Origin of the sequence: Vulcanisaeta distributa DSM 14429 (assembly GCF_000148385.1) — an archaeon.
Lineage (GTDB): Archaea > Thermoproteota > Thermoprotei > Thermoproteales > Thermocladiaceae > Vulcanisaeta > Vulcanisaeta distributa.
Genome location: NC_014537.1, coordinates 791,743 through 817,287, shown reverse-complemented (window position 1 = coordinate 817,287; position 25,545 = coordinate 791,743). Strand labels below are relative to the sequence as shown.

Genomic DNA, 25,545 nt, shown 5'->3' with positions numbered 1-25,545 from the left:
TGAATCAATAATGAGGACGATCATGGCTATGGCTAACCTGCTAGGTGACTCTAAGTTAGGGATCGTGAACGCCCTAATTGATACTAGTTCGATCAAGGCACTGGCAGGTTTAGTTAAGAGAGCACAACCCTTATCAGCGCCAGGGCTGGTGCATCAGCACTTCTTCTCCTCCTGCCCACCCTGCCCCTGCTGCTTCTGTGACTGTTTCCTAATAGCCTCACCAACCATTATACTCGCGTATATATGAAGCTTCCAGGCCTCCGGGTACTCACCGTACTCCCTAACAACCTTCCTCGCAAGCTCACGAAGCTCGAGGGCCTCCTCCAGCGTTAACTCATCCTTATCAAGCAACTCCTTAATCCTATCCCACTCCTCCTTACTCAATGGGTTACCAGAAACCGCCAGCCTCATGACCCTCCTAGCCTCATTACGAAGCATAGACGCCTTCTCAGCCCTCAACAAACCCTCGGCACTAAGGTACTCAACGAAGAACTCCTGGTAATCGCTATAGGCCTCGGCCAACCTACTAATCCTCGTATTAACCTGGTTAAACCTCTCATCAACGTAATTCCTCAACTCAGTAATTCTCATATCAACATAGCTCTTCAAATCCTTCTCCAGCTTATCGAATCTCTCGTCAATTTCCTCGAATCTCTTGTCGATTTGTTTGAATCTCTCATCGATTTGCCCGAAACGCTCATTAATCTCCCTAAACCTCATGTCTATCTCCCTAAATATCATTTCAATCCCCTTAAACTTACCACCAAGCCAATAAAACGTCGTACCCAAAATCGTAACTATGGTAACAACAGGCCCAACAACACCCAAAATCAACGAAACATCCATCGATGTGTATTCCATGAACTTGAATAAAAACCTTCCTTAGGCTTATTGACTTTGCTGCGCCTGTTGTGTCTCCTGCTGCGGCTGTGCCAATAGCCTCTTTAGTACTGGGCTTGTTATTGCGTAGGTCACCTTATCCTCAAGGTCCCTGGGCACCAGATAGCCTGGTGACCTAACAACCCTGCCGTCGACGGCTATGTGGCCGTGGGTCACCAACTGCCTTGCCTCGTAGATAGTCCTTGCCAAGCCCTTCCTATAGACTATCGTCTGGAGTCTCCTATCTAGTACCGCCCTAACATCCAGTGAAAGTACCGCGTCCAATGGTATGTCCTGCTCAGGTATGAAGCCTGCCTTAAACAACCTCGCCTTGAACTCAGCCTCCAACTTGGCCCTCTGCTCGGTTGGCATTGATAGTAGTGACCTCGCCCTATGCTTCATCTCCCTGAGTATTGTCCTCGCAAGCCAAAGCTCCCTCTTATTCCTAAGGCCATACTCACCAATTAGCCTAAGCTCCTCCTCAAGCAACTGCCTATTCCAAAGCCTCCTTGGCTTACCGCCCAGGTACTTCTTCCTTGGCTTCTTTGGATCGCCCATTCAAGCGGCATATGCATAGAACCCTTTTTAAATTTGAGGTTTCCCAAACAAGCCATGTAAATGCAGGCGATAATGGTTAGGGAATTAAGGAGGAGTTTCGGGGCCAGGGAGGTCTTAAGGGGTATAGACCTCGATGTTGATTATGGCGTGATAGCCACATTACTGGGTCCAAACGGTGCTGGTAAGACGACACTCATTAGGATACTGACAACTGAGTTAATGCCCCATGGTGGTGAGGCCTATGTCGCTGGTTTCAACGTGGTTAATCAAGCCTCTGAGGTTAGGCGTAGGATTGCCGTGATTCCGCAGGACGCCAGGCCCATATCCTACATGACACCCCACGAATTTGTTTACTCCTACCTACTACTCCGTGGCCTACCTAGGAATGATGCGAGGAAAGCCGCCAGGGACTCGCTTGAGGAACTTGGCCTGTGGGACTTTAGGAATACGCCCATTTATCAATTATCTGGCGGCATGACTAGGAGGGTCCTAGTCGCCGCTGTACTTGCCTCTAATGCCGAGGTCGTGTTTCTCGACGAACCAACTGTTGGGCTTGACGCAGCATCTAGGCGTGTTGTTTGGAATTCACTGCGGCGGTATAGTGATAGTGGGGCATCAATATTTTTAACAACACATTATATTGAGGAGGCCGAGCAAATATCGGACATTGTCTTCCTAATAGATAGTGGCTTGATAGTGTCGCGAGGCAGGCCTAGCGAGCTCGTTAATAAATTGCCTGGTAAGTATGTTGTTGAGTACCCAGCATCCGCGGGTACCGAGCCGTGCATTAGGGTTGGTTCTTCATGCTTCTCCTTCGTGGACTCCCTCGATGAGGTTGGGGATGGAGCCATTAGGGTCTCGCCCAAGTCCCTTGAGCATTATGTGCTTGTGACTATAAGGTCCTGGGGTGAGGGTAATGAGGAAGGTTAAGGGTGGTCTAAGTCATCAGTTGAGGGCTATCCTGGTACTTGCCTGGCTTAATGGATTACTGCCGATACTTAGGTCGCCGCTTTGGACTGTATCCACCCTGGCGACGCCGATTTCCCTGTTAATACTGCTCACGGTGCTTTACCGGGGCATTGGCATGGTCATGGGCATAATAGGCGGCCTCGTCTGGACAATGCTATCAAGTGGCACAGCCCTAATAGGTGACGCCGCCTATTATAGGCTTGAACTTAAGTTTCAGCAGATGATTGTGGCTACGCCAACCAGCCCGTTGGCCTACACTATAGGACTAGCACTTAGTGAGGTCATATTTACACTGCCTGGCATTATCTTATTCGCGATATTAATGGCACTTAAGACGACCGTTGATTTGTTGGATACCCTGGAGATCGCGGCTTCGCTAGTGCTCCTTTGGTACGCTATTTCCTCCATAGCCTTCTACTCATCGACCCTATTCACGTACATTAGGTACACCTGGGCTGTGGTCAGCCTATTAACGCTCGCGCTCGGCGTACTACCCCCAGTTTATTACCCAGCTACGTACTTAGGCAGTGCTTGGTGGGTTGCGTATTTAGTGCCGACTTCAGCCACAGCAATGATTATACAAAATGCTGTTAGGATAGCGCATTATTCTACATTACAGATAGTCACTGCGTACATCTCTAACATTGCTTGGTGTATTATGGGTACGTTATTAACCCTTAGGGTTGCCAGGTGGAGGACTCCGTAGGTTATGTGTGGAAGAATTAAAAATTCCCCTACATAGGGCTAAATGATATGAGTAGAAGGAATTATGTAATTGCCAGGTATGAGAAGGATGGTTACGTCTTCGAAATACTTGTAGACCCAGACGCAGCCCTGGACATGAGGCTTGGCAAGCCTGTGAGTATTGATAAGGTGTTGATAACGGACACTATATACAAAGACGCGAGGAAGGGCCTTAGGGCGAGTGAGGAGTCGTTAATGAGGGTTTTCAAGACCACTGACCCGAGGAAGGTGGCCGAGTTTATCGTTAGGAACGGTGAGTTACCACTCACGGCTGAGCAGAGAAGGAGACTCATTGAGCAGAAGAGGAAGCAGATAATTGATTGGATTAGTAGGAACTGTATAGACACGAGGACTAGGACGCCAGTGCCTCCGCAGAGGGTTGAGGCTGCAATGCAGCAGGTCGATGTTGCGATAGACCCGTTTAAGCCCGTTGAGGAGCAGGTGAATGCCGTAATAAAGGCCCTCCAGAAGGTCTTACCACTTAAGGTTGCTGTTAGTATCCTTGAAATTAGGGCGCCCGCTGAGCATGCCCATAAGGTTAGGAGCACGCTTTCGAGGATGGGTAGGGTGGTTAAGGAGAGGTTTGAGGGTGATGGCTCGCTGGTAATGCAGCTTGAGGTCCCTGCTGGGCTTCAGGATACGATAATTGCTAAGGTTAATGAATTAACTCATGGTTCAGGCGATGTTAAGATAATCTCCACGTCATAATGATGATTTAGGATTAAAAATAAAATTAGGGGAATCAAGGTATCTTGATTATGCCGCTGTACGTAAACGACAAACAGATAGTGCTGCCCGGGGATGCGATAGCCACGAAGGACTATAACGTCAGTGGTAGTATTTACTGGGATGGTGATGTGGCTTACTCGGCAGTTGTTGGGCTCATAAACATAAGGGGCGAGAGGGATGTGGAGGTCATACCGCTCAGCGGCATTTACAAGCCTAGGGTTGGGGACATAGTCATTGGTTATGTAATTGACATCGGACTAACTGGGTGGGTTATCGACATTAAATCCCCATACTCGGCATACCTCCCCATTCAGGAGGCCACGCTTAAGCCTGTTGATTTAATGACCGTTGACCTAAAGAGCCTGTTGGGTATTGGCGATATAGTGCTTGCCAGGATAATAGATTTTAACCTGACAAAGGATTACCCAGTAACGTTAACTCTTAAGGAGGCTAGGCTTGGTAGGATTGAGGGTGGGACGCTCGTTGAGATTGATGCGAGTAAGGTTGCCAGGGTGATTGGTAGGAGGGGCTCTATGGTTAGCATATTCAGTGAGGAGCTTGGTTGTGACGTAACTGTTGGTCAGAATGGTAGGGTTTGGATTAGGTGTAGGGATCCTGGGGATGAATCATTTGTTGCCAGGGTAATAAAGTTGATAGAGAGTGAAAGCCACACAAGCGGATTAACTGATAGGGTCAGGTCAATAGTGACTCAGTACAAGGCCAGGAAGGTGAGCATTAAGTCCCAGAGCTTAACCACAGCTTCTTAATCTTAGCCAACTCCTCATCCCTAACCTGTCTCCTCCTCTCACCTTCCATGAATAGTCTCCTCTCATAATCATTACTGGGGACGTACTCAGGAACGGGAGCCGGCCTTCCGCTACTGTCAACGTGCACATATGTGTAATACGCCGTGCACACATGCCTAGCCTGGCCGTAGGTACCCTCAGCAATTACATCAAGCATTATCTCCATGGATGACTTACCAACGTAGGTAATCCCAGCCCTCACAGTCACAATATCTCCAACTCTAATTGGTGCGTAAAAGGCTGTCTCATCCACGGAACCAGTCACGGCGGCACCACCTGAGTATCTAGCCGCTAATAAGCCTGCTATCTCATCAAGCCAGGCTAACAATCTGCCACCAGACACTAGGTTACCTACGAAGGCATCTGACGGTGTAGCCCAGCGACTGGACTCGACTCGCCACCTAAGCCCCTTGGTTGGGTCTGCCAGGTCAAACCTCCTGAACTTCCTATCCTCAATCTTCTTCTTTCTCTCCTCATACCTTCTCCTAGCCTCCTCATAGAGTTGCTTCTCATCATCTGTAGGCTCAAGTACGTTATTTATGGGTCTCGGAACGCCGTACTCATCAACGGCCACGTAGGACGCCGTGGTCATTGTTACCAATTCCTGCTTACCACCTGGGCTTTCCTTCCACGCCTCTATCCTCACCTCCATTGACGAAGTACCCACGTACTCAACCCTCGCCCTAAGTATTACGAACTCCCCAAGCCTGACGGGCCTAATGAAGAAGTGCCTATCTAAGTATGCAAGGACTGCGGGGCCCCTTGAGAATCGCGTGGCCGCCACCGTGCCTATATTTGCCATCCACTCAAGCATTCGACCGCCGAATAAATTACCTAAGGAGTTTATATCAAAGGGCTGGACTGCCTCGACAAGTGTTACCTCCGTATCCTTAATACTTACCATATTCATGCATTTTTAGGCGCATTAATTTAAGTGTGATTATTCCCTGGGAAATAGATAAAATGACCCAGCATTAATTAGTGCTGTATGGTTAGGGCGTTATTTGTTGGGAGGTTTCAACCGCTGCATAGGGGTCATGAGGAGGTGATTAAGTGGTTGTTGGGTAGGCATGATGAGTTAGTTATCGCCATTGGGTCTGCCAACGAGTCATTCACGCCTAGGAATCCGTTTACCGTTGGTGAGAGAATCGAGATGCTTCATTCAATGCTTAGGGAGTTAAAGCTGGTCGATAGGGTCCTTTATTGCGCCGTACCTGATACGAAGGGTGATTCGGCGCTGTGGTATGCCTATGTCCGTGAGCGGTGCCCGTCATTTGACGTGGCTTACACGAATGATGAGTTCACTAAGTTGTGCCTTGAGTATGGTGGGATTAAGGTCCTTAATACGCCGCTCTTTAATAAGGAGGTTTATAGTGGTACGAGGATTAGGGAGTTAATGGCTATGGGTGATAGGTCGTGGCAGAGTCTCGTGGCAACAGGGGTCTTGCCGGTGCTGAGTAGGATTAATGCTGAGGATAGGGTGAGGAGGATAATGCAAAAATAATTTAAGGGGCTTACTTCATCGATTTGGCGTGAGTGAGGAATTCTTTGAGGAGGGTAATGAGGAGGAGCAAGCGAAAGCATTAGGTGAGGAGGGTGGTGGGGAAGCGATGGGTGAGGCTGCTAGTCGAAAGATATACATGTGCCTTAGGTGCGGCAGAGTATTCTCGCTTGAGGATATGATAACGCCCGGCGTGCACTGCCCATACTGCGGTTATAGGATTATCGTTAAAATAAGGTCATTCCAGACAAAGAGGATATCGCATATTGAGTAGGTTTTACACGCCAAATCTCTGCTTCACGGCATCAATTATGTACAGCGCCTCCTCATAATAACGCTCTGGGGTTCTTGTGGATTCCTTATCGAAATAATTCGAATACTGACTGAGCTTACTGGGGTCCGTGAGGAATACTATGGCTAGGAACCAGGTCTTAACGGTATTCCAAACATCATAACCTCCACCGCCGGTTAGGACTAACCTACCACCAGCATGCCTATGGGCTATCTCATGAACCACACTGAGTACCTTAAGGTACGATTCGGTGGTTAGGTCCAGGATCCCAAGCTCATCCCCTGTATGAGCATCAACACCAAATTGAAGCACCAGGAATTCGGGTGAGTACCTGTCGAGTATTGGCTTAATTATCTCATCAATCACCATGGAGTACACATCATCACCCGTGTGGGGCGGTAATGGTATATTCACCTTAAGCCCCTTACCTGCACCCACACCATCCTCATCAATCCAACCAGTGCCTGGGTAAAAGCGACCATCGTAGCCGTGCGTTGATATTAAAAGAACGTCCTCATTATTAAAAACTGCCTGTGTACCGTCAGCATGATGAACATCAACGTCAACAACCGCCACACGCTTAATGCCGTGATTCCTAAGCCACTTAACGGCTATGGCAATGTCATTATACACACAGAACCCCGCGGCTTCGCTTGGCTTGGCGTGGTGGAACCCGCCACCTGGGTTAAAGCCGTGAACGTACTTACCCTCATTAACAAGCCTAGTGACGAGTAACGTGCCGCCAACCCTAATAGCCGCTGCCTCATGAACACCCTTAAAGGCTGGTGTGTCGCCATAATCTAGGTAACCAACACCATTAACGCTGGCACTCTTGACATAGTTGATGTAATCCTTCGTATGGACCAGCATCAATTCCTCATCCGACGCAGGCCCAGGCTCTACTAAATCAACGTAAGAGCCTAATAGCCCATGCTCCTTAAGTAACTCAACTAGTTGCTTCTCCCTATGTGGCTTGAATGGGTGCCATGGGCCAAAGTTATAATCCAAATACTTATCTGAGTATGCAAGTACGAGTTTCTCCATATTCTAATTATATAGGCTGAGGAATAATTAAGCTTTTTGAATAATTATTTATATTAAGTATTAAGATAAAAACCAAGGAGTTATTGCAGATGGATCTCTGAAATTTCAACATCGAAGTAATGCTCAATTAAATTATTGTCTATTAATGCATTTAACAACAACTGGGACTTACTACCCGCCCTCACGATTAATTTACTCCCATCAACACCCACTAGGAATCCGTGAAGCCTGAGTATGTTAGATATATTATCAATATCACCGTGAACCTTAATCACGATCTCCAGCGGCTTACTATCCTGAACTTTAACACTATGCTCCTTAATTAATTGAATGATCTCATTGGCTACTTCACGTGGTTCGGCATCCTTGGGTACCGATAATATTATCGTGGGGTAACTCTCAAGGGTAAAATGATGCGTGAAGTCAGCAGGATCCGGATTAATAGTGCCATAATCATCGATTCTTATTGGTTCAGGGGTTACTATTGACCACTTGTCGGAGTTCACGAGCATTATTATGAGTTCAGGGTTCACCTCATGCACGAAATTATGAAGTTTAACTGAGTACCTACTTCTAAGTGTTAATGCGTCATACCTTACGGGGATGCCCTCATCATCCATAGAATAAAATGGGCTTTTACCCCTAATAACGTCCCACGAGTTAAATGGCCATGGATTTGCCATTGGTATTACCCTAATCGTCCATTTGCCCAATTGTGAAGCGCTAAATGTTGGTATTGAGTATACGTGATTAAGGCACTTATTAAGTAGCATGTAAATTAGGGTATTGCTTATCCTGTAATCATTTATTGAGAAGCCAGTTACTATGAGTACCTGTCTCGCCCCAGCACCTATTGTTAATATTGGGAATTCCCTATTGGTTACTGAGCCGCATTTAATGGATTCCATTAATGAGTGTACGTACCTGGGCGTAACTACGTCCGTAAGCAATGCCTTTAATGGCTCACCTGTGAATGGCACATTAGTTTCATTAATTTAAGCGTTTATAAGAAGTACATCTATGGATTTATCATCCACGTAGCTATGCGGTTAAATTGAAAATACTTTATAAAATGCCAAACGGCGCTATTTAGTAAATTGAGGAACCACCTCCCTAAGTCTAACCGCTATTTCCCTGGTCTTATTCATGACAAATTCAGGGTCTGTTGATTCAAAGGATATCACCGAGGGTTTGGGAACAACATGTACGTGCATGTGCTCCTCAATACCCGCGCCAGCGACCCTACCAATGTTGATGCCCACGTTAAAATCTCCATAGCCAATACCTAGGACCTTAGTTAACGCCTTAATAACAGCCACTAGGAGTATCCCACACTCATTTAATTCATCGGTGTTTAAGTCCGTTATTGATGGTACGTGCCTATTGGGCACTATCATTACGTGACCGATGTTGTATGGGTACTTATTCATAACAATGAAGCATTGCCTACCCCTGTAAACCACTAATCCATCATCACTGCCACGTAAATAGGCGCATAACGCACACTCACCACCCTTATTATTCGTTGACTTTATGTATGTCCATCGCCACGGTGTGAAGACAACCTCCATTCAGATACACACGCACATTGAATAATAAAAGGCTTATCCAGGTGGAAAGGTATTTTACCTTATACAGGCAGTAAATTTTAATGACTAAGATAGTGCATGTTAGGAAATTCATACCACTCAATGTAAGTGTTGGCCAGTTAGTTAGGGGTGTTGAGTTTGACGTGGCGTTGAACAGGCTCGATGAATCATTAAGCAAGGCACTGAGTGAGTTGAGTAATATTGCTGGGTCGCGTAATATTAGGCAGGTGGGTATTAACATTAGTAATGTGAGTCTTGGTAATGTCAGCGGAATATTAATAATAGCCTATGCATTGGTTGATGAGGATGACGAGACTCGTAAGGGCGGTGATTAAGGGATTCAAGGGCTTAGGTAGGGGGCTAACCATAGACCTTAACGGTAATACCGTAATTGTTGGCCGTAGCGGGTCAGGCAAGACGAGCTTTATGGAGGCCCTAGCCCTATTAATGCAGAGTAGGGGTGAGGAGTGGCTTGTCCTTGAAGGAAACCTATTAATTATTCATGAACCTGAGGACCTAGCCTATGGGCTCGACCCCAGTGAGACTATAACGATTGGTGTTTATTATGAAGTTGATGAGGATGGGGAGAGCCTTGGACGTAGTACGGGCCTTGAGTTAAGTAGGGGCTCGGTCATTGGTTACCACTATAGTTTTAGGCTTAGTGATTACTGGGTTCGTCAGGAATTGTACCTAAATAATGAGTTGGTGGCTGTGGTTGAGAAGGTTGGTAATGAGGGTTTCGTGAGATATCCAGTAAATGCCAGGCTTTGTATGGCGCCGACGCATGTGATGCATGAGGATGCCTTCATAACATGTGATGGGGACGTGTCGAAAAAGGCTTATTCCCTGGCCTTCATCCTAAGGAATATGCTCAAGAATAAGTTTTACTACCTTGGTGAGGGCAGGGTTTGTTGGTGGAAGAGGGATTATGAGACAACCGTGGATTTACCAAGTAATTCCGTGGGGTCTGATGGGCAGTATACAGTGCATCAGCTCTCCGTGATACAAACGAGGCCTGAGTATGAGGGTATCTACAACGAGTTGATGGGGTTAGTAAATGAGCTTGGCATAGAGGGTATTAAGGCGGGGTTCACGGCTCCGAAGAGGATTTCAGGGTATATTAAAGTGAACGGTAAGTGGGTTCCCATGTTTCACGCCGGTTTAAAAATGAGGTCTTTACTGCCAATACTTGTTCAGTTAATACTCACTCCACCAGGTTCAGTATTACTCATTGATAGCGTTGATCTTGGCCTTACGTATGATGAGTTGAATGCCTTAGTCGATATAATCGATAGGATGGCTAGGAAGGTTGGGTATCAGGTTGTGATGAGTAGTAAGGTGGCGCCAACTGGTAATGTGAGTGTTGTGAATATTTAACGGGCAGTCTTCAACCAATTATTAACTGGCATTAATGGTGACGTTATTGTTACTGTACCAAGCAATAGCCAATATGCCGGTAGTAAGATGATTGCCCTCCCCATGTTCATACTCTCATTTATGAAATCACGCATTAGGTATAGAACCACAACCTCTGATATCATCATAGCAAGCATCAACTGATAAAGGGATCCTAGCGTGAATACCTTAACTATCACTGCCATGTATGCGACGGCAATGAAACCAATAATGGATATTAGCAATAATGCCGAAGGTAGTGCTATTAATACGTATAGCGCCAATACCCTAAACGCATAACTTAATTGAATGCCCTGTTTAAATATTAAAACGAAGTTCTGGGCGTAACCCTTATTCCACCTGATCCTTTGCCTTATGAAGCTGATTATATTCACGGGCGCCAATTCATACACGTAGGAGTCAAGGAGACCCACTGAGTACCCACGGCTGGAAAGCTTTAGCGATAGTAACGCATCCTCAGCCATACTCTGTGGTATTGAGTCAACAAGATCCTTCCTTATGAAGAGCCCCTCACCGGATAAAGGCGTTATCTTAACCGTGGACCTGAGGAATGGTATTATCGCGTTATACCAAACTATTGACTCCAGGTACATCAGGCCACCGAGCACACTACTCCTAAACCTATACACCCTAGTGCCCACGGCTGCGTAATTCCTCTCCATCATTAACAGAACCGCATTGAGGACCTGGTCACTTGGGAATACGTCGTCAGCATCATAAAAGCCGATTATTAAGCCCCCCGCATGTTTCATTGCCGTATTCATCGCTATGGCCTTAAGCCTACGCCCAGCATTCTCATTAATCACCATCTTAATATTAAGTGAGCTTAGAAACCTCTCCGCAGCCTTTAATGCCTCATTAAGGGTCTGCGTATCATCCTTATCAACAACTATTAAAACCTCAAGGAGATTCTTTGGGTAGTTTTGAGATAATATGCTATCAAGCGTCTTTTCAATGCTTTGCCTCCTCTCTTTATAAACAGGTAATACTATTGAGACCTTTGGTAAATTCTCAACCTGCGCATTCTTTAATGAAGGCTTCTCATATGCATGGACCCTCCTTGAAACCCCGTATTGTATTGCCCATAATGATGTACCTATTATTATTAGTATTTCTAATATCATGACCGCATCAACTGTCATACTACGAATATCTAAACTCAGGCATTAAAAGCATTTTTACTCACAGTAACAGGTACTGTGACATGCTGATATGGCAGCGGATATTACAGCTATGGTTAGAATGAGTGCTTTAAATAGTGGCGAGACATTGATAGGCTGTGGATTTAAGCATTAAGATCATTCAGGAGAGTGATGAGTATCAAGTGATTATTGAAGGTGACGGAGTGACGCGTATTCTTAAGGCCAAGTCCATTAATGAACTCATAAATTCATTAAGTACCGAGGTTAGGGATTTACTAACAATTAGGGAGAACGATGATACCCTTAAGTCAAGCCCATGTACCCTAAGGGGCTGGTACATTAGATTACCAGTCGCCAAGCTACTGGACATAATCGCGTTCCTTATAAGGAATAGGCAGGGTGATGACATGGAGGGCATAATGAAGTACTTGGACTCCCACGGACTTAGTAGATCGAATTATAGGGTTATCATACCAACACTATCTGCATTGGGTCTTTGGAAGCAGGGTAAATTAACGAGAGAGGCCGAGGAATTGGGTAAGGCAGTGATTAATGGTGGTCAGGAATTACCTAATTTATTGTATAAGATAGCCATTAGGAATTGCGTACTGAAGGAGGTCATTGAGAGGTTAGCTGAGGGATTACCGATAAATGAGGCGATAAAGCTCCTGGGCCTCACGAGGAGGGATGAGATCAATTACACGAGCAATTTACTGGAAATTATAACGGGTAGTGATGAGTTTAAATGCCTTCAATATTCAAAGGCCTTGGGTAATTACCTGAGGAGTGGCGGTTGCTTTGCTGTAATCGACTTACCTAAGGGCTGCGTATTAAATCAGATAGTCACAATATTCAATTACTTAGTGAGTAACAAGGGTTTCCACCTAATGAGCCTTCTCAGCGATGTTGACATTACGATAAACCTAAGCCTAATCAATACTCAACCGAGCAATGACTATGCATTGATAATTCAGGGTGGTAAACCCATTGGCGCGTTAGTAGGCGATATCATAACCACCAATAATAATTATGCGCCTAGGGCTAGGGAAACCGTGGATAAGCTTGAACCCATGGCAACGAAAGTAATCAAAGCCAATAACCTAATGTTTAGTATTATTATTGTGCCCATAGTCATAGTGGATGAATGCCCCAGGATAAAGGTTTACGTGATGGTTGGTAATAAAATGGGTGATTGGATTGCGAGGGTTTTTGACCTACCTTAGATTAGGTTTCCCTAGCGTAAATACTTACGAGCGACCTGAACCCCATCTTATTGTAGAAATTCACGGCTATTTGATTCTGAGTCGGGAACTCAGCCGTTATTAACTGAGCACCCCTCTCACGGAGCATTGCTATAGCTCTCTCGAGCATCATCCTACCCAACCCCTTACGTCTGTACTCAGGCATCACGTAGAAGTCCACAATGGCGCCCTCGATACTTGGTGAGTAGAATAGTCGCTCCCTAATATCCGCCTTCAACACACCGACTATTTTCCCCATATCCTCAGCAACAAGTACTAGGTGATTCTTATTATCACGCAATGCATTAATTAAGTACTCCCTGGCGCGCTCTGCACAGTCATTCCTAGCACTAAATAACGGGTCAAACTCACTATTGAGCCTTTTTAACCTGACAACAAGATCAACCAGTGCATCCACGTCGCTTTCCCGAGCCTCCCTAATCGTGACCATACTAAGTAGCTAAAGAAGCCCACCCTTAAAAATGCTTTTATACCAAAATTTAATAATCGACATAATGGGTAAGCAACCTCCAGTGCCGTTGCTCGTTAATGGTAAGAGGAGTGATGGTAGATTGCCGAATGAGCACAGGCCTGTTAGGATGGAGGTTGGCGTGATTAAGAATGCTGAGGGTAGTGCATTGGTTGCCTATGGCAATACCGTAATACTTGCTGCGGTTTATGGACCGAGGGAGGTACCACAGAAGCACCTTGAATTGCCAGACAAGGCCATACTTAGGGTTAGGTATCACATGGCCCCATTCAGCACATCTGAGGGTAGGAAGAGCCCGACACCATCCAGGAGGGAGATTGAGATTTCCAAGGTAATTAGAACGGCACTGGAGCCTGTGGTCATACTCGAGAGGTTTCCGAGAACCACGATTGATGTTTACATTGAGGTTCTCCAAGCTGATGGTAGTACTAGGGTCACGGGTATAACGGCCGCCTCATTGGCGTTGGCAGACGCAGGTATACCAATGAGGGACCTACTTGTTGGCGTTTCAATAGGTAAGGTTTCTGGGACTATAGTCGTTGACCTTAACCAGCTTGAGGATCAGTACGGTGAGGGCGACATGCCCTTGGCCATAATGTATGGCCGTGGATTAATAACGTTAATGCAGGCTGATGGTGAGTGGACGCCGACTGAGGTTAACCAGGCGCTTGATTTAGCCTTTAAGGCTGCTGAGCAGATATATAGGTTGGAGAAGGAGACGCTTAAGAGTAGGTATGTTGAACCGTCGATGTCACTCATTGTATAACCTCAAACTTACTATTAATTGCTATGGCAAATAAAGTTAAAAGGGCTTAAGCAATAGTCCTCTAAATGCTGAGCGTAACCCAGGAAAGAGGCGTTATTCCAAAGCTTAAGCAGGACGTTATGAAGAAAATGATTGAGCAGGGGGTTAGGATTGATAATAGGGGGTTGAATGATTATAGAGAACTAAGCATTAGGGTTAACGTGGTGAAAACGGCTGATGGTAGTTCCCTGGTATCCCTCGGCAATACCAAGGTAATGGCTGGCGTTAAGGTTGAGGTTGGGAAGCCCTTTGAAGACACACCAGATGAAGGCGCACTAATCGTGAACTTAGAAATAGCGCCAACCGCATCCCCAGATATTGAGCCGGGGCCACCTGATGAGAATGCCATTGAGATAGCCAGGGTTGTAGATAGGGCGATAAGGCATAGTGGCTTTCTCGACTTTAAGTCATTATCGATAGTCACGGGCAAGCATGCCTGGTTCCTATGGGTTGACATATACGTGCTTAACCACGATGGTAACCTTGTGGATGCATCAACAATAGCTGCCGTGGCCGCATTAATGAATACGGCACTGCCGAAGGTGGAGCTTGACCCTGCAGGTAATATATTGAAGATAGATAGAAGCGCTAGGTCGCCCCTTAGGCTCAATACTGATAAGTTACCATTAACAATAACCTACGTTAAGATAGGGAACTTCCTACTCGTTGATCCAACCCGTGAGGAGGAAGACTTATCAGATGGCGTTTATATAACGGGTATTGCTGGTGGTAATGTTGTGGCTATTCAGAAGGTCACGGGCGCCTTCACGAAGGATGAGATAAACAATATTATTAGTAATTCGGTTAATCAGTACGTGAAGCTTAGGAATTTGATAATGAATGCCATGGCAAACCCGCAAACGGATCTCAAGTTATAATTGTCAGTCCTCAGCGGTTTCTTCATTATTCAGGGCTGCAAACCATCATCACTAAAAGTAATAAGTATCAAAATTAATTAAAGGGTTTGCGCGCTGTTAATTGCAGTGGCCAATGTAGGTATTAAGTTTGAGGATTACGTGGCTGAGCTACTGAGTAGGCTTGGGCTTAAGGTTATTAGTAGGAGGGTTAAGGTCACGGTTAATGGGGTTGAGGTTGGTGAAGTCGACATAGTGGCTGAGGATAGTTCTGGCAATAAGTATGCCATTGAGGTTAAGTCAGGTAAGGTTGATGTGAGTGCCATTAGGCAGGCATACGTTAATGCCAAGGTATTAAATGCGAAGCCGCTCATCGTAGCCAGGGGCTTCAGTAATGACTCAAGTAGGGCCTTGGCTGATGAATTGGGAGTTTCTGTGATAAATCTTGAGGAGGCCGTTGTTTTAACAATTGATGAGTTAAGGACTGTTATTGAAAATGTGCTTTATGAAGCGGTTGGTGATTTAATAAACACCGTGTTTACATTGGCCATAAAGTCATGCGATGGTAAGGTCAGGGATATAATGAACGCTGTGATGAGCTGCAATGATTGGAGTTGCGTGTGTGAAAGGTTGGGGGTTAATGCGGATAATTGTGGTTCGTTAATAAGCGACGTTAGGAAAGAATTGGGGCTTGGCAATTTATCACTAAATAAGTTGAAGACCGCCATTCGATTATATAACCTTGTCTCCCTATTAATTAATTCATGCAATAGAGGAAATGCTTAAGTAGAATGTCTCGATTAATGGGTTGATGAGGATTGACGAGTTACTCAAAGAATATAAGTTCGTGTGGGCTATCGATCACGCAAATTCACTGCTTGGGTGGGACTTGGAAGTTAACATGCCTGTCGAGGCCGCGTCTGCGCGTGGTGAGGCATTGGCATACTTGGCACTTATACGTAGGGAGTACTTACTACGGCTTAAGGACTTGGTTAGTAAGTATGAGGATGCTAAGGACTTAACGGATTTCGAGAGGGGCGTTATTAGGGTTTTGAAGAGGGAGTTGAAGTATTACACATCAATACCTCCAGAGGTTATTGAGGAGCTAAATAGGACAACAACGAAGGCTGCCGTGGTCTGGAGGGAGGCTAGGCGGGAATCGAATTTTGATAAGTTTAAGCCGTACTTGTCAAAGATAGTGGAGTTAGAGAGGATTATTGCTGATAAGCTCGGTTATGAGGGTCACCCGTACAACGCCCTATTGGATTTGTATGAGGAGGGCTTTACCGTAAATGATGCGGATAGTGTCTTCAATACATTACTACCTAATCTAAAGTCGATACTCGAAAAAATACTGAGTGAAGGTAAATACCCAAGCAGGCACCCACTCGAGGAGGTGCCTTATGATGTCAATGTCATGAAGTCAATCAATGAGGAGTTACTTAAGATACTGGATATGCCCGTAGGCACGAGGTTCCGTATGGATGTGTCCGCACACCCATTCACGACTAGTATGTCCATTAATGACGTCAGGATAACCACTAGGTACGAGGGAAAAGACTTTAGGGCTACAATGTTCTCCGTAATACATGAAAGTGGCCATGCAATATATGAGCTCATGATAGACCCTTCATTAGAAATGACACCAGCGGGTCGGGGAGTCTCCATGGGTGTTCATGAGAGTCAGTCGAGGTTTTGGGAGAATATTATTGGTAGGAGCAGGGAGTTTGTGCACTTGATATACCCATTACTTAGGGAGAGGTTGCCATTCCTTAAGGACTATAGTGAGGAGGACGTTTACAGGTACTTTAACATTGTTAGGCCGAGTCTAATTAGGGTTGATGCGGATGAAGTCACATATAATTTCCACATAGCGCTTCGTTATGAGATTGAGAAGGGGTTAATAGCCGGTAAACTTGATGTGTCTGACTTGCCGTCATTATGGAATGACTTTATGGATAAGTATCTCGGTGTTAGACCTAGGAATGATGCTGAGGGTGTCCTCCAGGATATTCATTGGTCCCAGGGATCCTTTGGTTACTTCCCAACCTACACGCTGGGTAATGTTATTGCTGGGATGATATATGCGAAGCTCCCTGGGCTTAGGGATAAGGTCGCGGGTAGGAGGTTTAATGAGATTAAGGAGTTCCTTAGGGACAGGATTTGTAAGTACGGTGCCATATATCCGCCCAAGGAGTTATTGATGAGGTCGTTTAATGATACGTATAACCCAACATACCTGCTGAATTACCTGCGTGAGAAGTACCTGAGTTAAGAGACTATACTAAAAAGACTTAAAAGTTGTTGATTATTATCAGTTGAGTATGAGGATTGATATTGAGGAATTGAAAAATAAAATAAAGCCTAAGTTAAGACCAATAATCTGGCGTGATGAGGACAACACGCTCATACTGCTTGATCAGAGGAAATTACCCTTTGAGGAGGTTTACGTAGAGTTAAGAGACCCAGTATCAACCGCTGACGCAATTAGGCAGATGATCGTGCGTGGAGCACCAGCGATAGGCATAACGGCGGCCTACGGTATGGTCCTAGCCATAGCCCATGGCAACACATCAACGCTAGACGAGGCTCTTAAGGAGTTAGCCAGGGCTAGGGAGGTCCTTAATGCAGCGAGGCCAACTGCTCAAAATCTGTTTTGGGCCACGGAGAGAATGTATAATAGGGCTAGAAATGCAGTGAATAATGGTGAGGCTAGGAACGTAAAGGAGTTAGTCGAAATCTTAAGGAGAGAGGCTAAGGCAATATTTGATGAGGAGTTTAATGCTGAGTTAATGATGGGGGTTTATGGACTTGAGAAGATAAGTGATGGGGATACCATACTAACACAGTGCAATGCCGGTGGGTTGGCGACGGGTACAGGCATTGGAACAGCTACGGCACCTGTAAGGGTTGCCCACGCATTGGGTATAAGGGTATCAGTCATTGCACCAGAGACTAGGCCCTGGCTTCAGGGCGCTAGGTTAACTGTCTACGAGTTGATGGCGGATGGCATACCGGTCACGTTAATAACGGATACCGCCGTCGGCTATGTGATGTATAAGGGCATGGTCAATAGCGTGATGGTTGGTGCAGATAGGATACTTAGGGACGGGCATGTTTATAATAAGATTGGGACTTTCAAGGAGGCCGTTATCGCCCATGAACTTGGTATACCATTTTACGCAATAGCGCCGTCATCAACCTTTGACTTAAAGAGTAGGGTTGAGGATGTAAGGATTGAGGAGAGGGATCCTGATGAGGTTAGGAAGATTAGGGGTGTGCCAATAGCCCCAGAGGGTGTCCCAGTGTTCAACCCTGTATTTGATGTTACACCTCCAAAGTACGTGACCGCATTAATAACGGAGAAGGGAATTATATATCCACCCTTCGATAAGAACATACCCAAGGTATTAGGCATTGCTTAACCATTTCAATGAGATGCCGAGTTTATCCGTATATTCACGGTACATACTCACTAACCTCCTGTACCAACTTGATAAACCGCTGGGGTCTTCTGGATAGGTCTCATATAAGCTCTTGACCTCATTCATGTACCTCAACGCGAGCCTTAGCTTAGACGCTACGTCAGGCACCTTCATTAAGCGTAAACCAACCTTCAACTTATCAATGAAGGATAGCTCCAACGAGCCCTTCTCAGATATCTCAAGTACCTCATCCTCGGTAAGGAGCCTAGCTCTCAATCCCCTATTTAATTGATCATTAGTTAGCGTCTGAAGCATGAGCCTAAACACATCGAGCATTGCCTGCTTTATTCCATAAGCCCTTAAATACTCAATGTTGTACCTCCACAATCCTCTCTCCGAAAAATCACCCTTTTCAAAGGCCTCTATCACGGTCTTCGAAGCCAACTCTGCCGAGAGCAGGGCGGGGCCTATACCACCACCGTGTACTGGGTTTACCGTGACCGCGGCATCACCGGCCGCTAGGAATCCATTAGCCACAAGCGATGGTAACGGCCTGCGCGTTGGTACAATACCACCACCCACATGTATTATCCTCCTGCCCCTCGTGTACTGACTATTGGCCAAGTACCTATCATAGTTATGCCTAGGGTTCAACCCCTGCTCCTCACTTAACTTACCCCATAGACCAAGCCCAATGTTCATCGTATTCCGACTCTTTGGGAACAACCACCAGTAACCACCCGGCGCTATGTTAGTGTCGAGGTATATCTTTATGTACTCTGGCTTCTCAATATCATAATCAACCTGGATAATCTCTCTATAGGCATTTGAGACGTCCTCAGGGAGTAATGGCTCAGAAACCCACCACTCACGTGGTAACCTGCTCCTAACGACGGCGCCAACGCCACTTGCATCAATGACGACCTTAGCCCTAAACTCCTCAGTGGATCCATCAGGTTTTAACACCCTAACCCCAGAGACGAAGCCATTCTCGATTATTGGCCCCTGAACCTTATGATTATCGAAAACATGCGCACCAGCTCTCTCGGCCTCACCTATTAACCACTGAGCCCACCTAGCCATGTCCAAGCCGAAACCCCTACCAAGCACCACGTATTTAATCGATAAGTCTGGGCTGAACAGCTCAGCACCCTCATACTTAATCATGAATACGTCACTCGGCGGCTTAATTGCCATCCTCTCGATATGATGAATGCCGATGGCGTCACCTGTTGTCTTAAACACCTTATCTCTCCTCTTCATCTCTATTAGGGCGACATTAAGCCCCGCCTTGGCTAGTAGGTAGGATGCATACGAACCCGCCGTGCCTGCGCCAACAACAATTACGTCGAAATTGACCATACCAATAACGAAGTGCTTGAGGGATTTTAAATATTAAGGGCTTAATAGTAATTAATTATTTGATTGGCAATTGTAAAACCTCGCCAGGCTTCAGTATAAATACCTTAACGTCAGGTAGCATAGATTCTGCAAGCTCCTTAAACTGCTGCGGGTCCTGCTTAATATCGGGGAACGTATTATAATGCATTGGTATTACGGCCTTGGGCCTTAACATCGTTAATGCATAGGCGGCTTGTCTTGGATCCATCGTGAATAAGCTACCTATTGGTAGCATGGCCACATCGATCTTGAACAACCTACCTAGTAAGTCCATTTCACTAAATAGCCCAGTATCTCCTGCGTGGTATATAGTTGCCTCAGGGGCCTTTATTATGAAGCCCACAGGCACGCCCCTACTCGAACTATGTAGTGCGGGGGTTACGTAAACCTCTATTTCGCTCGTTAGCTTTACGGAACCTCCTACATTCATGCCTATGGTATTCTTAACGCCCTGTTCACTAAGGTAATTAACGAGCTCAAAAACCCCAACCACCGTTGCATTGGTCTTTTTGGCAATATCGACGGTTTCACCTAAGTGATCAAAGTGGTCGTGAGTAACGAGTATGTAGTCGACACTCGTTATCTCATTGAGGGTCACAGGCGACAGTGGGTTGGAAATCCAAGGATCGATTAGGATTTTCTTACCACTTAGCATTATTTCAAAGGCTGCGTGACCAAGCCATTTAATGTATGACTGCGTGCTCATTAACTCCTAGGTAGTCCCGCAATAAATAAACTTTACCGCAAGTTCACCTCTTAATGATGAAGGATAGCCTAATGGCCCTTGAGTGTGGTGAGTATATTAATACTTCGTCCATGGCAATGCCATACTTACTGGTCACGGCCTTCATCAACTCATAAATACTATTGAACCGCATTGGGTGCTCAAGGTATATCTTTATGCTTACCTCAAAGCCCTTATCGGAACCCTTAACGCTAACTCTAGTGAACCTCAGGGATTTAGTCTCTAAGGTTTTGAGTACTTTGTCAACTAATGACTTTATTTCCCGCTGCATCGTTGATGACATTAACTATCCAGCACTTGGGGAAATTATTAAGGTTAATCGTCCAGGTTACTTCAAGTATTCGGTCAAGGACTTACTCATGTACTTATTAATCAATTGCTCAAGCGTATAGGCATTACTAAGATCATCAGGCTTCACAACCACATCACCCCCATCGGTAATTGGTAGGAAGCGCCACTCATCGCCTTTAAACTTCACGGCAATGTAGGCATCACCCCTCGCCCTACGCGCAAACTCCAGCAACTTCTCCACCTTCTCACCCTCAATCCTTATGGAACTTCTTTCAGACCTATACTTAGCCTCAATCACCAATACAAACCCAGGGCCTATAGCCACGATATCCGGCACGAACCTCTTCCTGACGCCACCACCCGATGAACAGCCCCTAAGGACTGCGAGTCCCATGTCCCATAACTTATTCGCCAGAGCTCTTTCATGAGCTGAGCCCTTCCTCTTCGCTAGACTCATGGTTACTCAACCTCAATCTCCTTAATCAGGTCCACATTAGGACATATCAATAAACATAGTGGGTTTGGGGAATTACCGCAGAAGTCGCACCCAGCCTTAACACTAATCTTGGTACCGCTTATAAAACCGCCCTTAATAATGCTATTATAAAGTTCGGCCAGCTTTATGTTGTAGGTAAAAATAAGTCGTGAGTGCATGAGTAAATTTATATTATTAATAGAGTCACCACGTGCTAATACGTATAAATCACCTCCTGAGTCCACGTAATCCATTAACCAATCAATAACGGCCTTAGGCAGGGCCTTAGGTTGTACCGCCGTATCATTACCACTAACTATCGGATCTATAAATAATTCATTGGGTATATTAAGCAGGCCCGGCCTTATCTTTACAAACCTCATTAATGAATCAAGTGTGAACCCGACTATGGTATTCGTGAGGCTCATTACGTACTTAAGCCATGACTCACCAACCTCAGGTCCTAAAATTATGACCACCTTATTGAACTTACTTAATGAATTTGGGAGCTTAGAGTTGAATTCATCATTGACCCTAGTAATGCCAATGACCTCCTTACTTAACGACCCTAACCTCCTTATGATCCCTGGGTTTATGCCATCCCTCAACTCTATTGCCAACTTATTGGTAAATACAAGGTTTGGCACGTGCCTAACCTCCTGGTCAATTATTGGTACTGCCTCTGGGAACATGGTTATCAAAGCTCCTCTTCCTCCTTACCTCCCTCCTCCTCGTATAACGCACCAATGTCCTTAAGGATGTCATGAATCTTAAAGACCGCATCCCTGACCTGCTGCTCTTTCTTAGCTCCTGTGCAGACTATCTTACCCGAACTAAATATCAGGAGGACGACCTTTGGGTCATCCATCCTATAGATTAGGCCGGGAAACTGCTCAGGCTCGTACATCGAGTTCTCAAGCATCAGGGCTGACTTCTCAATGTCAACCTCAGCATGTAGGTTACCGGAGGCCACTATGTTCTGCACCTGTATTTCGGGCGTTAGTGGTACATCGGCGCCATGCTCATTTAATAACCTAACTAATTCCTTAACGGCCCTCTTAAGCTCGTTCTCGCTCTTAGCGCCCGTGCACACCATCTTACCAGTCCTGAAGATTAAGGCGGAGATTTTTGGTCTCTGCAACCTCAGGATTAAGCCAGGGAATTGCTCTGGGTTATACTCAGCCGCTGGAAGTCTCTCTGCGAGTTTATCTAAGTCTAGGTCGATGCCGAGGTTTACCGTGGCAACAATGTTCTCAATACGATAAGTGGGATTTGGCATTATTCATGATTTAAAAAAGCACTTAAAAAACCTTTCCGACACAATCATAGGCATAATACCTGTTCCATCTATACTGCGAGGAATAGTTTATAAAGGGGGATGGCATTAAGGCTATTGATCCATATGGGTGGTAAGAAGAAACCAACATTATCGCAATTAGCAAAGAGGCAAGAGAAGCAGCAACAGCAGGCCCAGGCTAAACCAGCCGCAAAGGGTAAAAGAGCGGTTGCTGAGGAGAGACCAACCGTTAAGGCATCGCTCATTGATCAAAAACTCCTTAGTGATGTTGAGAAGGAGGTGATCAAGTGGGAGTACGTAACACCATACCTAGTAGCCACCAGGTTTAATACGAAAATAAGCGTTGCCTATCAAATACTGAGGGCATTAGCTAGTAAGGGTACGCTGGTACTGGTCTCGAAGGGCCATAGGACCGAGGTATACACAACACCCGAGAGACTTAAGCAGTTGGCTGCCTAATCACGTAAATAGTGAGTCAAGCCTGACCTTGATGAAATCCCTCGGTAACTCCTTAATCCTATTAACAACGCCAGGTTCCACGACCTCCACAATACCAAGTTTTCTGAGGGCCCTTAAAACACCGTCCTCAATCCTCATAATACCCTCATTAACACCACCAAACTGCTTGGCAATATCGAGCTTAAGCCTTAACTCGCCAACGCTCCAATACCTCTGTAAATAGCTTAGCATTGCTATGGCAACCTTATAACCCTCCTCCCTATTCTGCGGCAGCTCCTCCTCAATAGCCCTCCTAAGCATTGCGGTGAAATCCTCCATAGCCACCGTGGAGTAATCAGTTGGAACCACCACGCCCTCAGCGCCAATTCCCGTTGATTCTTCCTTTTCCTCCTTAATGCCAGTCTCAACTTTATCACCGCCATGAATACCCTCAACATCCCTGTGCTCAGCTATCCTTAAATCCTCCTTTTGCTGCTCCTCCTGCTTAACCTCCGAAGCCGTGGTCTTAACCTCCCCTCTCTCACTCTCACTACTTTCTACCGTGGATTGCTTAACCTCAGCCCTCTTCTCTTCACCAAATACTTCCAGAATACTGGAGCTCCTAACACGCCTCTGCCTAACCTGCCGCTTAGCCTGTACTGATGGTTTAACGCCCTCACCCGGCACCTCTATGTACATTGGTATTGACAGCTTAACCTCGCCATTACCCACCCTAATACTACCAATAACATACTCTCCAGATACCTTAAACCGCTTCTCACGAACCACCTCCCTAATTAGTAAGTACAGTAGGGTATTACCGACCTTATTACTTGACGACCACTTCAATAAATCCTGGTAAGTAACTCGTTTGTTCCTCATTATGTACGTGCTCAATGAAACCTTCAAATCATCAAAACTAGCCACAGAATATTCCCAAGAAAAGAACTCTTTTATACTTACTCTATAAGTATTGCTGTAATGAGTAGGGATATTGACGATATAAGCAATATAGTCCTTAAGCCAAGGAGAATACAGATACTAAGGCTATTGCTCAACCAGGGTACGATGAGGATCTCAGACCTAAGAAAGGTGTTGAATGCCCCGGTATCATCCATTTACTATGATGTCGAGATATTAAGGGCCAATGGCCTAGTCATCAGGGATGGTCCGTACGTGAAAATAACGAGTAAGGGTAGGATGATTATCGAGAAGATCGAGGGGTTAGTGAGTTCTGACCAGGAAACTGAGGATTCGGGTAAGAGGACTGAGGAGTTGACCAATATATTGTTAATGAGGCCATTAACAATAAATATGTATAGACTTGGACCAAATACATTGCTTATTTACTCAATGGTCATTATAATACTTGGCTTAATCACAGCCTTTATTCAGAATTATGAATTACTACTACTGGTGTTTGTGGAGGGTATGAATGTAATGCCTATAGGGATAACGATAATCTCATTACTAGCCTACATGGGTATTGCATTGTTTATTTATAAGTACCTGCTTGGTAGTGAGATTGTGGATATTAAGTTATTAAGCGGTATTTTAACGTCATTAATACCATTATCGTTATACCCAACAATAATGGCACTATTAACACCTTGGCTACCGCCCTACCCACTCTCAATAATTGACGCCCTACTTAAGGCGTTATTACCACTCATTAGCCTGGTGATACTCGCCACGGTACTCTCAATAAGCTCAGGAAAGCCCATGGAGTACTCCCTACTCTTTGAGACATTGCTTTTACTGATACCCTCCGTAATAATATACATAGTACTATTTAAGTAAATCATGAGGATTAAGGTATTAAGTAACATTTATCCACCTGCTGAGGACTCCTGGCAAACCGCCGAACTACTTCGTTGGGTTGTAAGTAATTATATCGGTAATAAGGCATTACGTATAATCGACGTTGGCTCAGGGACCGGCATATTAACATTAGCGGCATTAGAGGAGGTGGTGAGTAGGGGTGGCACTGCGTGGGTCTTATCCATTGACCATGACATTAACGCATCGGTTAGTACGAGGATGAACCTAGTCGATAATGGGCTTTATCAATATGCCGATGTCGTAACTGCGAACCTCCTAGATCCAGTTAAGGCTGAGTTTCACGTTGACATTATCGTTAGCAATCCTCCTTACTTGCCGGGTAATTGGCATGAGGATTGGAGGATCTTCGGTGGGCCTCACGGCATTGAAATAACCGTGCAAATAATACATTGGGTATGCCGAGACGGCGCCTCCATCGTTATCCTAACACAATCATCATTGTCTAATTGGGATGAGGTGGTTCATTACATGGGTATGTGCGGTTTTAAGTTAACGATTATTAAGGCTACTCACTATTTCTTTGAGGATATAATAACCATGGTTTTTGAAAGAACTGTTTAATTCCTCTTTTA

32 protein-coding genes are annotated in these 25,545 nt (G+C 45.4%); 17 read left to right on the top strand and 15 right to left on the bottom strand.

All coding sequences use genetic code 11. The annotated features are described in order from the left end of the window. Positions 1-153 precede the first annotated feature (153 nt). Positions 154-846, bottom strand: a complete 693-nt coding sequence (locus VDIS_RS04210) for a BAR domain-containing protein (protein ID WP_013335968.1) — start codon at positions 844-846, stop codon at positions 154-156. A 42-nt stretch (positions 847-888) separates the two neighbouring features. Further along, a complete protein-coding gene (locus VDIS_RS04205; protein WP_013335967.1) occupies positions 889-1,437 on the bottom strand; it encodes a 30S ribosomal protein S4 in 549 nt (182 codons plus the stop codon). A gap of 60 nt (positions 1,438-1,497) precedes the next feature. Here VDIS_RS04205 and VDIS_RS04200 point away from each other — a divergent pair, with 60 nt between their 5' ends. From VDIS_RS04200 to rrp4, 4 genes are read left to right on the top strand one after another with little or no spacing between them, the layout of a single operon-like run. Beyond that, complete coding sequence (locus VDIS_RS04200) at positions 1,498-2,367, top strand: ABC transporter ATP-binding protein (RefSeq protein WP_013335966.1); 870 nt, start codon at positions 1,498-1,500, stop codon at positions 2,365-2,367. Continuing rightward, the gene (locus VDIS_RS04195) at positions 2,354-3,112 is read left to right on the top strand and encodes a hypothetical protein (RefSeq protein ID WP_013335965.1); all 759 of its coding nucleotides are present in this window, start codon (positions 2,354-2,356) and stop codon (positions 3,110-3,112) included. The genes VDIS_RS04200 and VDIS_RS04195 overlap by 14 nt, the downstream gene beginning before the upstream one ends. Before the next feature lie 47 nt (positions 3,113-3,159). Further along, entirely contained in the window at positions 3,160-3,858 is a 699-nt protein-coding gene (locus VDIS_RS04190; protein ID WP_013335964.1) for a ribosome assembly factor SBDS, read from the top strand. A gap of 50 nt (positions 3,859-3,908) precedes the next feature. Beyond that, complete coding sequence (gene rrp4 / locus VDIS_RS04185; RefSeq protein ID WP_013335963.1) at positions 3,909-4,646, top strand: exosome complex RNA-binding protein Rrp4; 738 nt, start codon at positions 3,909-3,911, stop codon at positions 4,644-4,646. Here rrp4 and VDIS_RS04180 read toward each other — a convergent pair. Further along, positions 4,615-5,589 carry an acyl-CoA thioesterase gene (locus VDIS_RS04180; protein ID WP_013335962.1) on the bottom strand — a complete coding sequence of 325 codons (975 nt, stop codon included), beginning with the start codon at positions 5,587-5,589 and terminating at the stop codon, positions 4,615-4,617. The two genes, rrp4 and VDIS_RS04180, sit on opposite strands and share 32 nt — an antisense overlap. Positions 5,590-5,673: 84 nt before the next feature. Between VDIS_RS04180 and VDIS_RS04175 the strand changes: the two genes are divergently transcribed. Continuing rightward, the gene (locus VDIS_RS04175; protein ID WP_013335961.1) at positions 5,674-6,189 is read left to right on the top strand and encodes a nicotinamide-nucleotide adenylyltransferase; all 516 of its coding nucleotides are present in this window, start codon (positions 5,674-5,676) and stop codon (positions 6,187-6,189) included. Between the two features lie 106 nt (positions 6,190-6,295). Continuing rightward, positions 6,296-6,460 (top strand): TFIIB-type zinc ribbon-containing protein, encoded by a 165-nt coding sequence (locus VDIS_RS04170; RefSeq protein WP_013335960.1) that lies wholly within the window; start codon positions 6,296-6,298, stop codon positions 6,458-6,460. Positions 6,461-6,463: 3 nt separating this feature from the next. On the opposite strand, the gene VDIS_RS04165 is transcribed toward VDIS_RS04170, so the two are convergent. The 3 genes from VDIS_RS04165 to VDIS_RS04155 form a co-directional block, all read right to left on the bottom strand. Then, positions 6,464-7,522 (bottom strand): acetoin utilization protein AcuC, encoded by a 1,059-nt coding sequence (locus VDIS_RS04165; protein WP_013335959.1) that lies wholly within the window; start codon positions 7,520-7,522, stop codon positions 6,464-6,466. 80 nt (positions 7,523-7,602) lie between these two features. Then, entirely contained in the window at positions 7,603-8,502 is a 900-nt protein-coding gene (locus tag VDIS_RS04160) for a hypothetical protein (RefSeq protein ID WP_013335958.1), read from the bottom strand. A 105-nt stretch (positions 8,503-8,607) separates the two neighbouring features. Next, positions 8,608-9,093, bottom strand: a complete 486-nt coding sequence (locus VDIS_RS04155; protein ID WP_013335957.1) for an HIT family protein — start codon at positions 9,091-9,093, stop codon at positions 8,608-8,610. Between the two features lie 80 nt (positions 9,094-9,173). Between VDIS_RS04155 and VDIS_RS04150 the strand changes: the two genes are divergently transcribed. Further along, positions 9,174-9,446, top strand: a complete 273-nt coding sequence (locus VDIS_RS04150) for a hypothetical protein (RefSeq protein WP_013335956.1) — start codon at positions 9,174-9,176, stop codon at positions 9,444-9,446. Next, the gene (locus VDIS_RS04145) at positions 9,418-10,488 is read left to right on the top strand and encodes an AAA family ATPase (RefSeq protein WP_148678211.1); all 1,071 of its coding nucleotides are present in this window, start codon (positions 9,418-9,420) and stop codon (positions 10,486-10,488) included. Before VDIS_RS04150 ends, VDIS_RS04145 begins: the two co-directional genes overlap by 29 nt. Here the strand turns inward: VDIS_RS04145 and VDIS_RS04140 are convergent. Next, a complete protein-coding gene (locus VDIS_RS04140) occupies positions 10,485-11,669 on the bottom strand; it encodes a glycosyltransferase (protein WP_013335954.1) in 1,185 nt (394 codons plus the stop codon). The genes VDIS_RS04145 and VDIS_RS04140 overlap by 4 nt on opposite strands. A gap of 137 nt (positions 11,670-11,806) precedes the next feature. On the opposite strand from VDIS_RS04140, the gene VDIS_RS04135 reads away from it, so the two are divergent. After that, complete coding sequence (locus VDIS_RS04135; RefSeq protein WP_013335953.1) at positions 11,807-12,892, top strand: hypothetical protein; 1,086 nt, start codon at positions 11,807-11,809, stop codon at positions 12,890-12,892. Position 12,893: 1 nt separating this feature from the next. Here VDIS_RS04135 and VDIS_RS04130 read toward each other — a convergent pair whose 3' ends face one another. Then, on the bottom strand, positions 12,894-13,361 hold the full coding sequence (locus VDIS_RS04130; RefSeq protein WP_013335952.1) for a GNAT family N-acetyltransferase: 468 nt from the start codon (positions 13,359-13,361) through the stop codon (positions 12,894-12,896). A gap of 64 nt (positions 13,362-13,425) precedes the next feature. On the opposite strand from VDIS_RS04130, the gene rrp41 reads away from it, so the two are divergent. From rrp41 to VDIS_RS04105, 5 genes are all read left to right on the top strand, one after another. Continuing rightward, complete coding sequence (gene rrp41, locus VDIS_RS04125; RefSeq protein WP_013335951.1) at positions 13,426-14,166, top strand: exosome complex exonuclease Rrp41; 741 nt, start codon at positions 13,426-13,428, stop codon at positions 14,164-14,166. Between the two features lie 65 nt (positions 14,167-14,231). Beyond that, entirely contained in the window at positions 14,232-15,083 is an 852-nt protein-coding gene (gene rrp42, locus VDIS_RS04120; protein WP_013335950.1) for an exosome complex protein Rrp42, read from the top strand. Between the two features lie 105 nt (positions 15,084-15,188). Further along, positions 15,189-15,845 (top strand): restriction endonuclease, encoded by a 657-nt coding sequence (locus tag VDIS_RS04115; RefSeq protein WP_013335949.1) that lies wholly within the window; start codon positions 15,189-15,191, stop codon positions 15,843-15,845. A gap of 25 nt (positions 15,846-15,870) precedes the next feature. Next, positions 15,871-17,334 (top strand): carboxypeptidase M32, encoded by a 1,464-nt coding sequence (locus VDIS_RS04110; protein ID WP_013335948.1) that lies wholly within the window; start codon positions 15,871-15,873, stop codon positions 17,332-17,334. A 49-nt stretch (positions 17,335-17,383) separates the two neighbouring features. Next, positions 17,384-18,484 carry an S-methyl-5-thioribose-1-phosphate isomerase gene (locus VDIS_RS04105; protein ID WP_013335947.1) on the top strand — a complete coding sequence of 367 codons (1,101 nt, stop codon included), beginning with the start codon at positions 17,384-17,386 and terminating at the stop codon, positions 18,482-18,484. On the opposite strand, the gene VDIS_RS04100 is transcribed toward VDIS_RS04105, so the two are convergent. Genes VDIS_RS04100 through VDIS_RS04075 form a run of 6 tightly spaced genes read right to left on the bottom strand, consistent with a single transcriptional unit; the run spans position 18,470 to position 22,675 of the window. Beyond that, positions 18,470-19,846, bottom strand: a complete 1,377-nt coding sequence (locus tag VDIS_RS04100) for a digeranylgeranylglycerophospholipid reductase (RefSeq protein WP_013335946.1) — start codon at positions 19,844-19,846, stop codon at positions 18,470-18,472. The genes VDIS_RS04105 and VDIS_RS04100 overlap by 15 nt on opposite strands. 55 nt (positions 19,847-19,901) lie before the next feature. Then, a complete protein-coding gene (locus VDIS_RS04095; protein WP_013335945.1) occupies positions 19,902-20,591 on the bottom strand; it encodes a metal-dependent hydrolase in 690 nt (229 codons plus the stop codon). A 43-nt stretch (positions 20,592-20,634) separates the two neighbouring features. Continuing rightward, on the bottom strand, positions 20,635-20,913 hold the full coding sequence (locus VDIS_RS04090) for a hypothetical protein (protein ID WP_013335944.1): 279 nt from the start codon (positions 20,911-20,913) through the stop codon (positions 20,635-20,637). Between the two features lie 45 nt (positions 20,914-20,958). Then, positions 20,959-21,378, bottom strand: coding sequence for a Holliday junction resolvase Hjc (gene hjc / locus VDIS_RS04085; protein WP_013335943.1), 420 nt, complete (start codon positions 21,376-21,378; stop codon positions 20,959-20,961). A gap of 2 nt (positions 21,379-21,380) precedes the next feature. After that, complete coding sequence (locus VDIS_RS04080) at positions 21,381-22,088, bottom strand: hypothetical protein (protein WP_013335942.1); 708 nt, start codon at positions 22,086-22,088, stop codon at positions 21,381-21,383. Positions 22,089-22,093: 5 nt separating this feature from the next. Then, entirely contained in the window at positions 22,094-22,675 is a 582-nt protein-coding gene (locus tag VDIS_RS04075) for a TATA-box-binding protein (protein WP_013335941.1), read from the bottom strand. 123 nt (positions 22,676-22,798) lie between these two features. Here VDIS_RS04075 and VDIS_RS04070 point away from each other — a divergent pair, with 123 nt between their 5' ends. Next, entirely contained in the window at positions 22,799-23,152 is a 354-nt protein-coding gene (locus VDIS_RS04070; protein WP_013335940.1) for a 30S ribosomal protein S25e, read from the top strand. On the opposite strand, the gene VDIS_RS04065 is transcribed toward VDIS_RS04070, so the two are convergent. Then, a complete protein-coding gene (locus tag VDIS_RS04065) occupies positions 23,153-24,058 on the bottom strand; it encodes a hypothetical protein (protein WP_013335939.1) in 906 nt (301 codons plus the stop codon). Between the two features lie 54 nt (positions 24,059-24,112). Between VDIS_RS04065 and VDIS_RS04060 the strand changes: the two genes are divergently transcribed. Next, positions 24,113-24,931, top strand: a complete 819-nt coding sequence (locus tag VDIS_RS04060; protein ID WP_013335938.1) for an ArsR family transcriptional regulator — start codon at positions 24,113-24,115, stop codon at positions 24,929-24,931. A 3-nt stretch (positions 24,932-24,934) separates the two neighbouring features. Continuing rightward, on the top strand, positions 24,935-25,534 hold the full coding sequence (locus VDIS_RS04055) for a methyltransferase (protein ID WP_013335937.1): 600 nt from the start codon (positions 24,935-24,937) through the stop codon (positions 25,532-25,534). Positions 25,535-25,545: the final 11 nt, after the last annotated feature.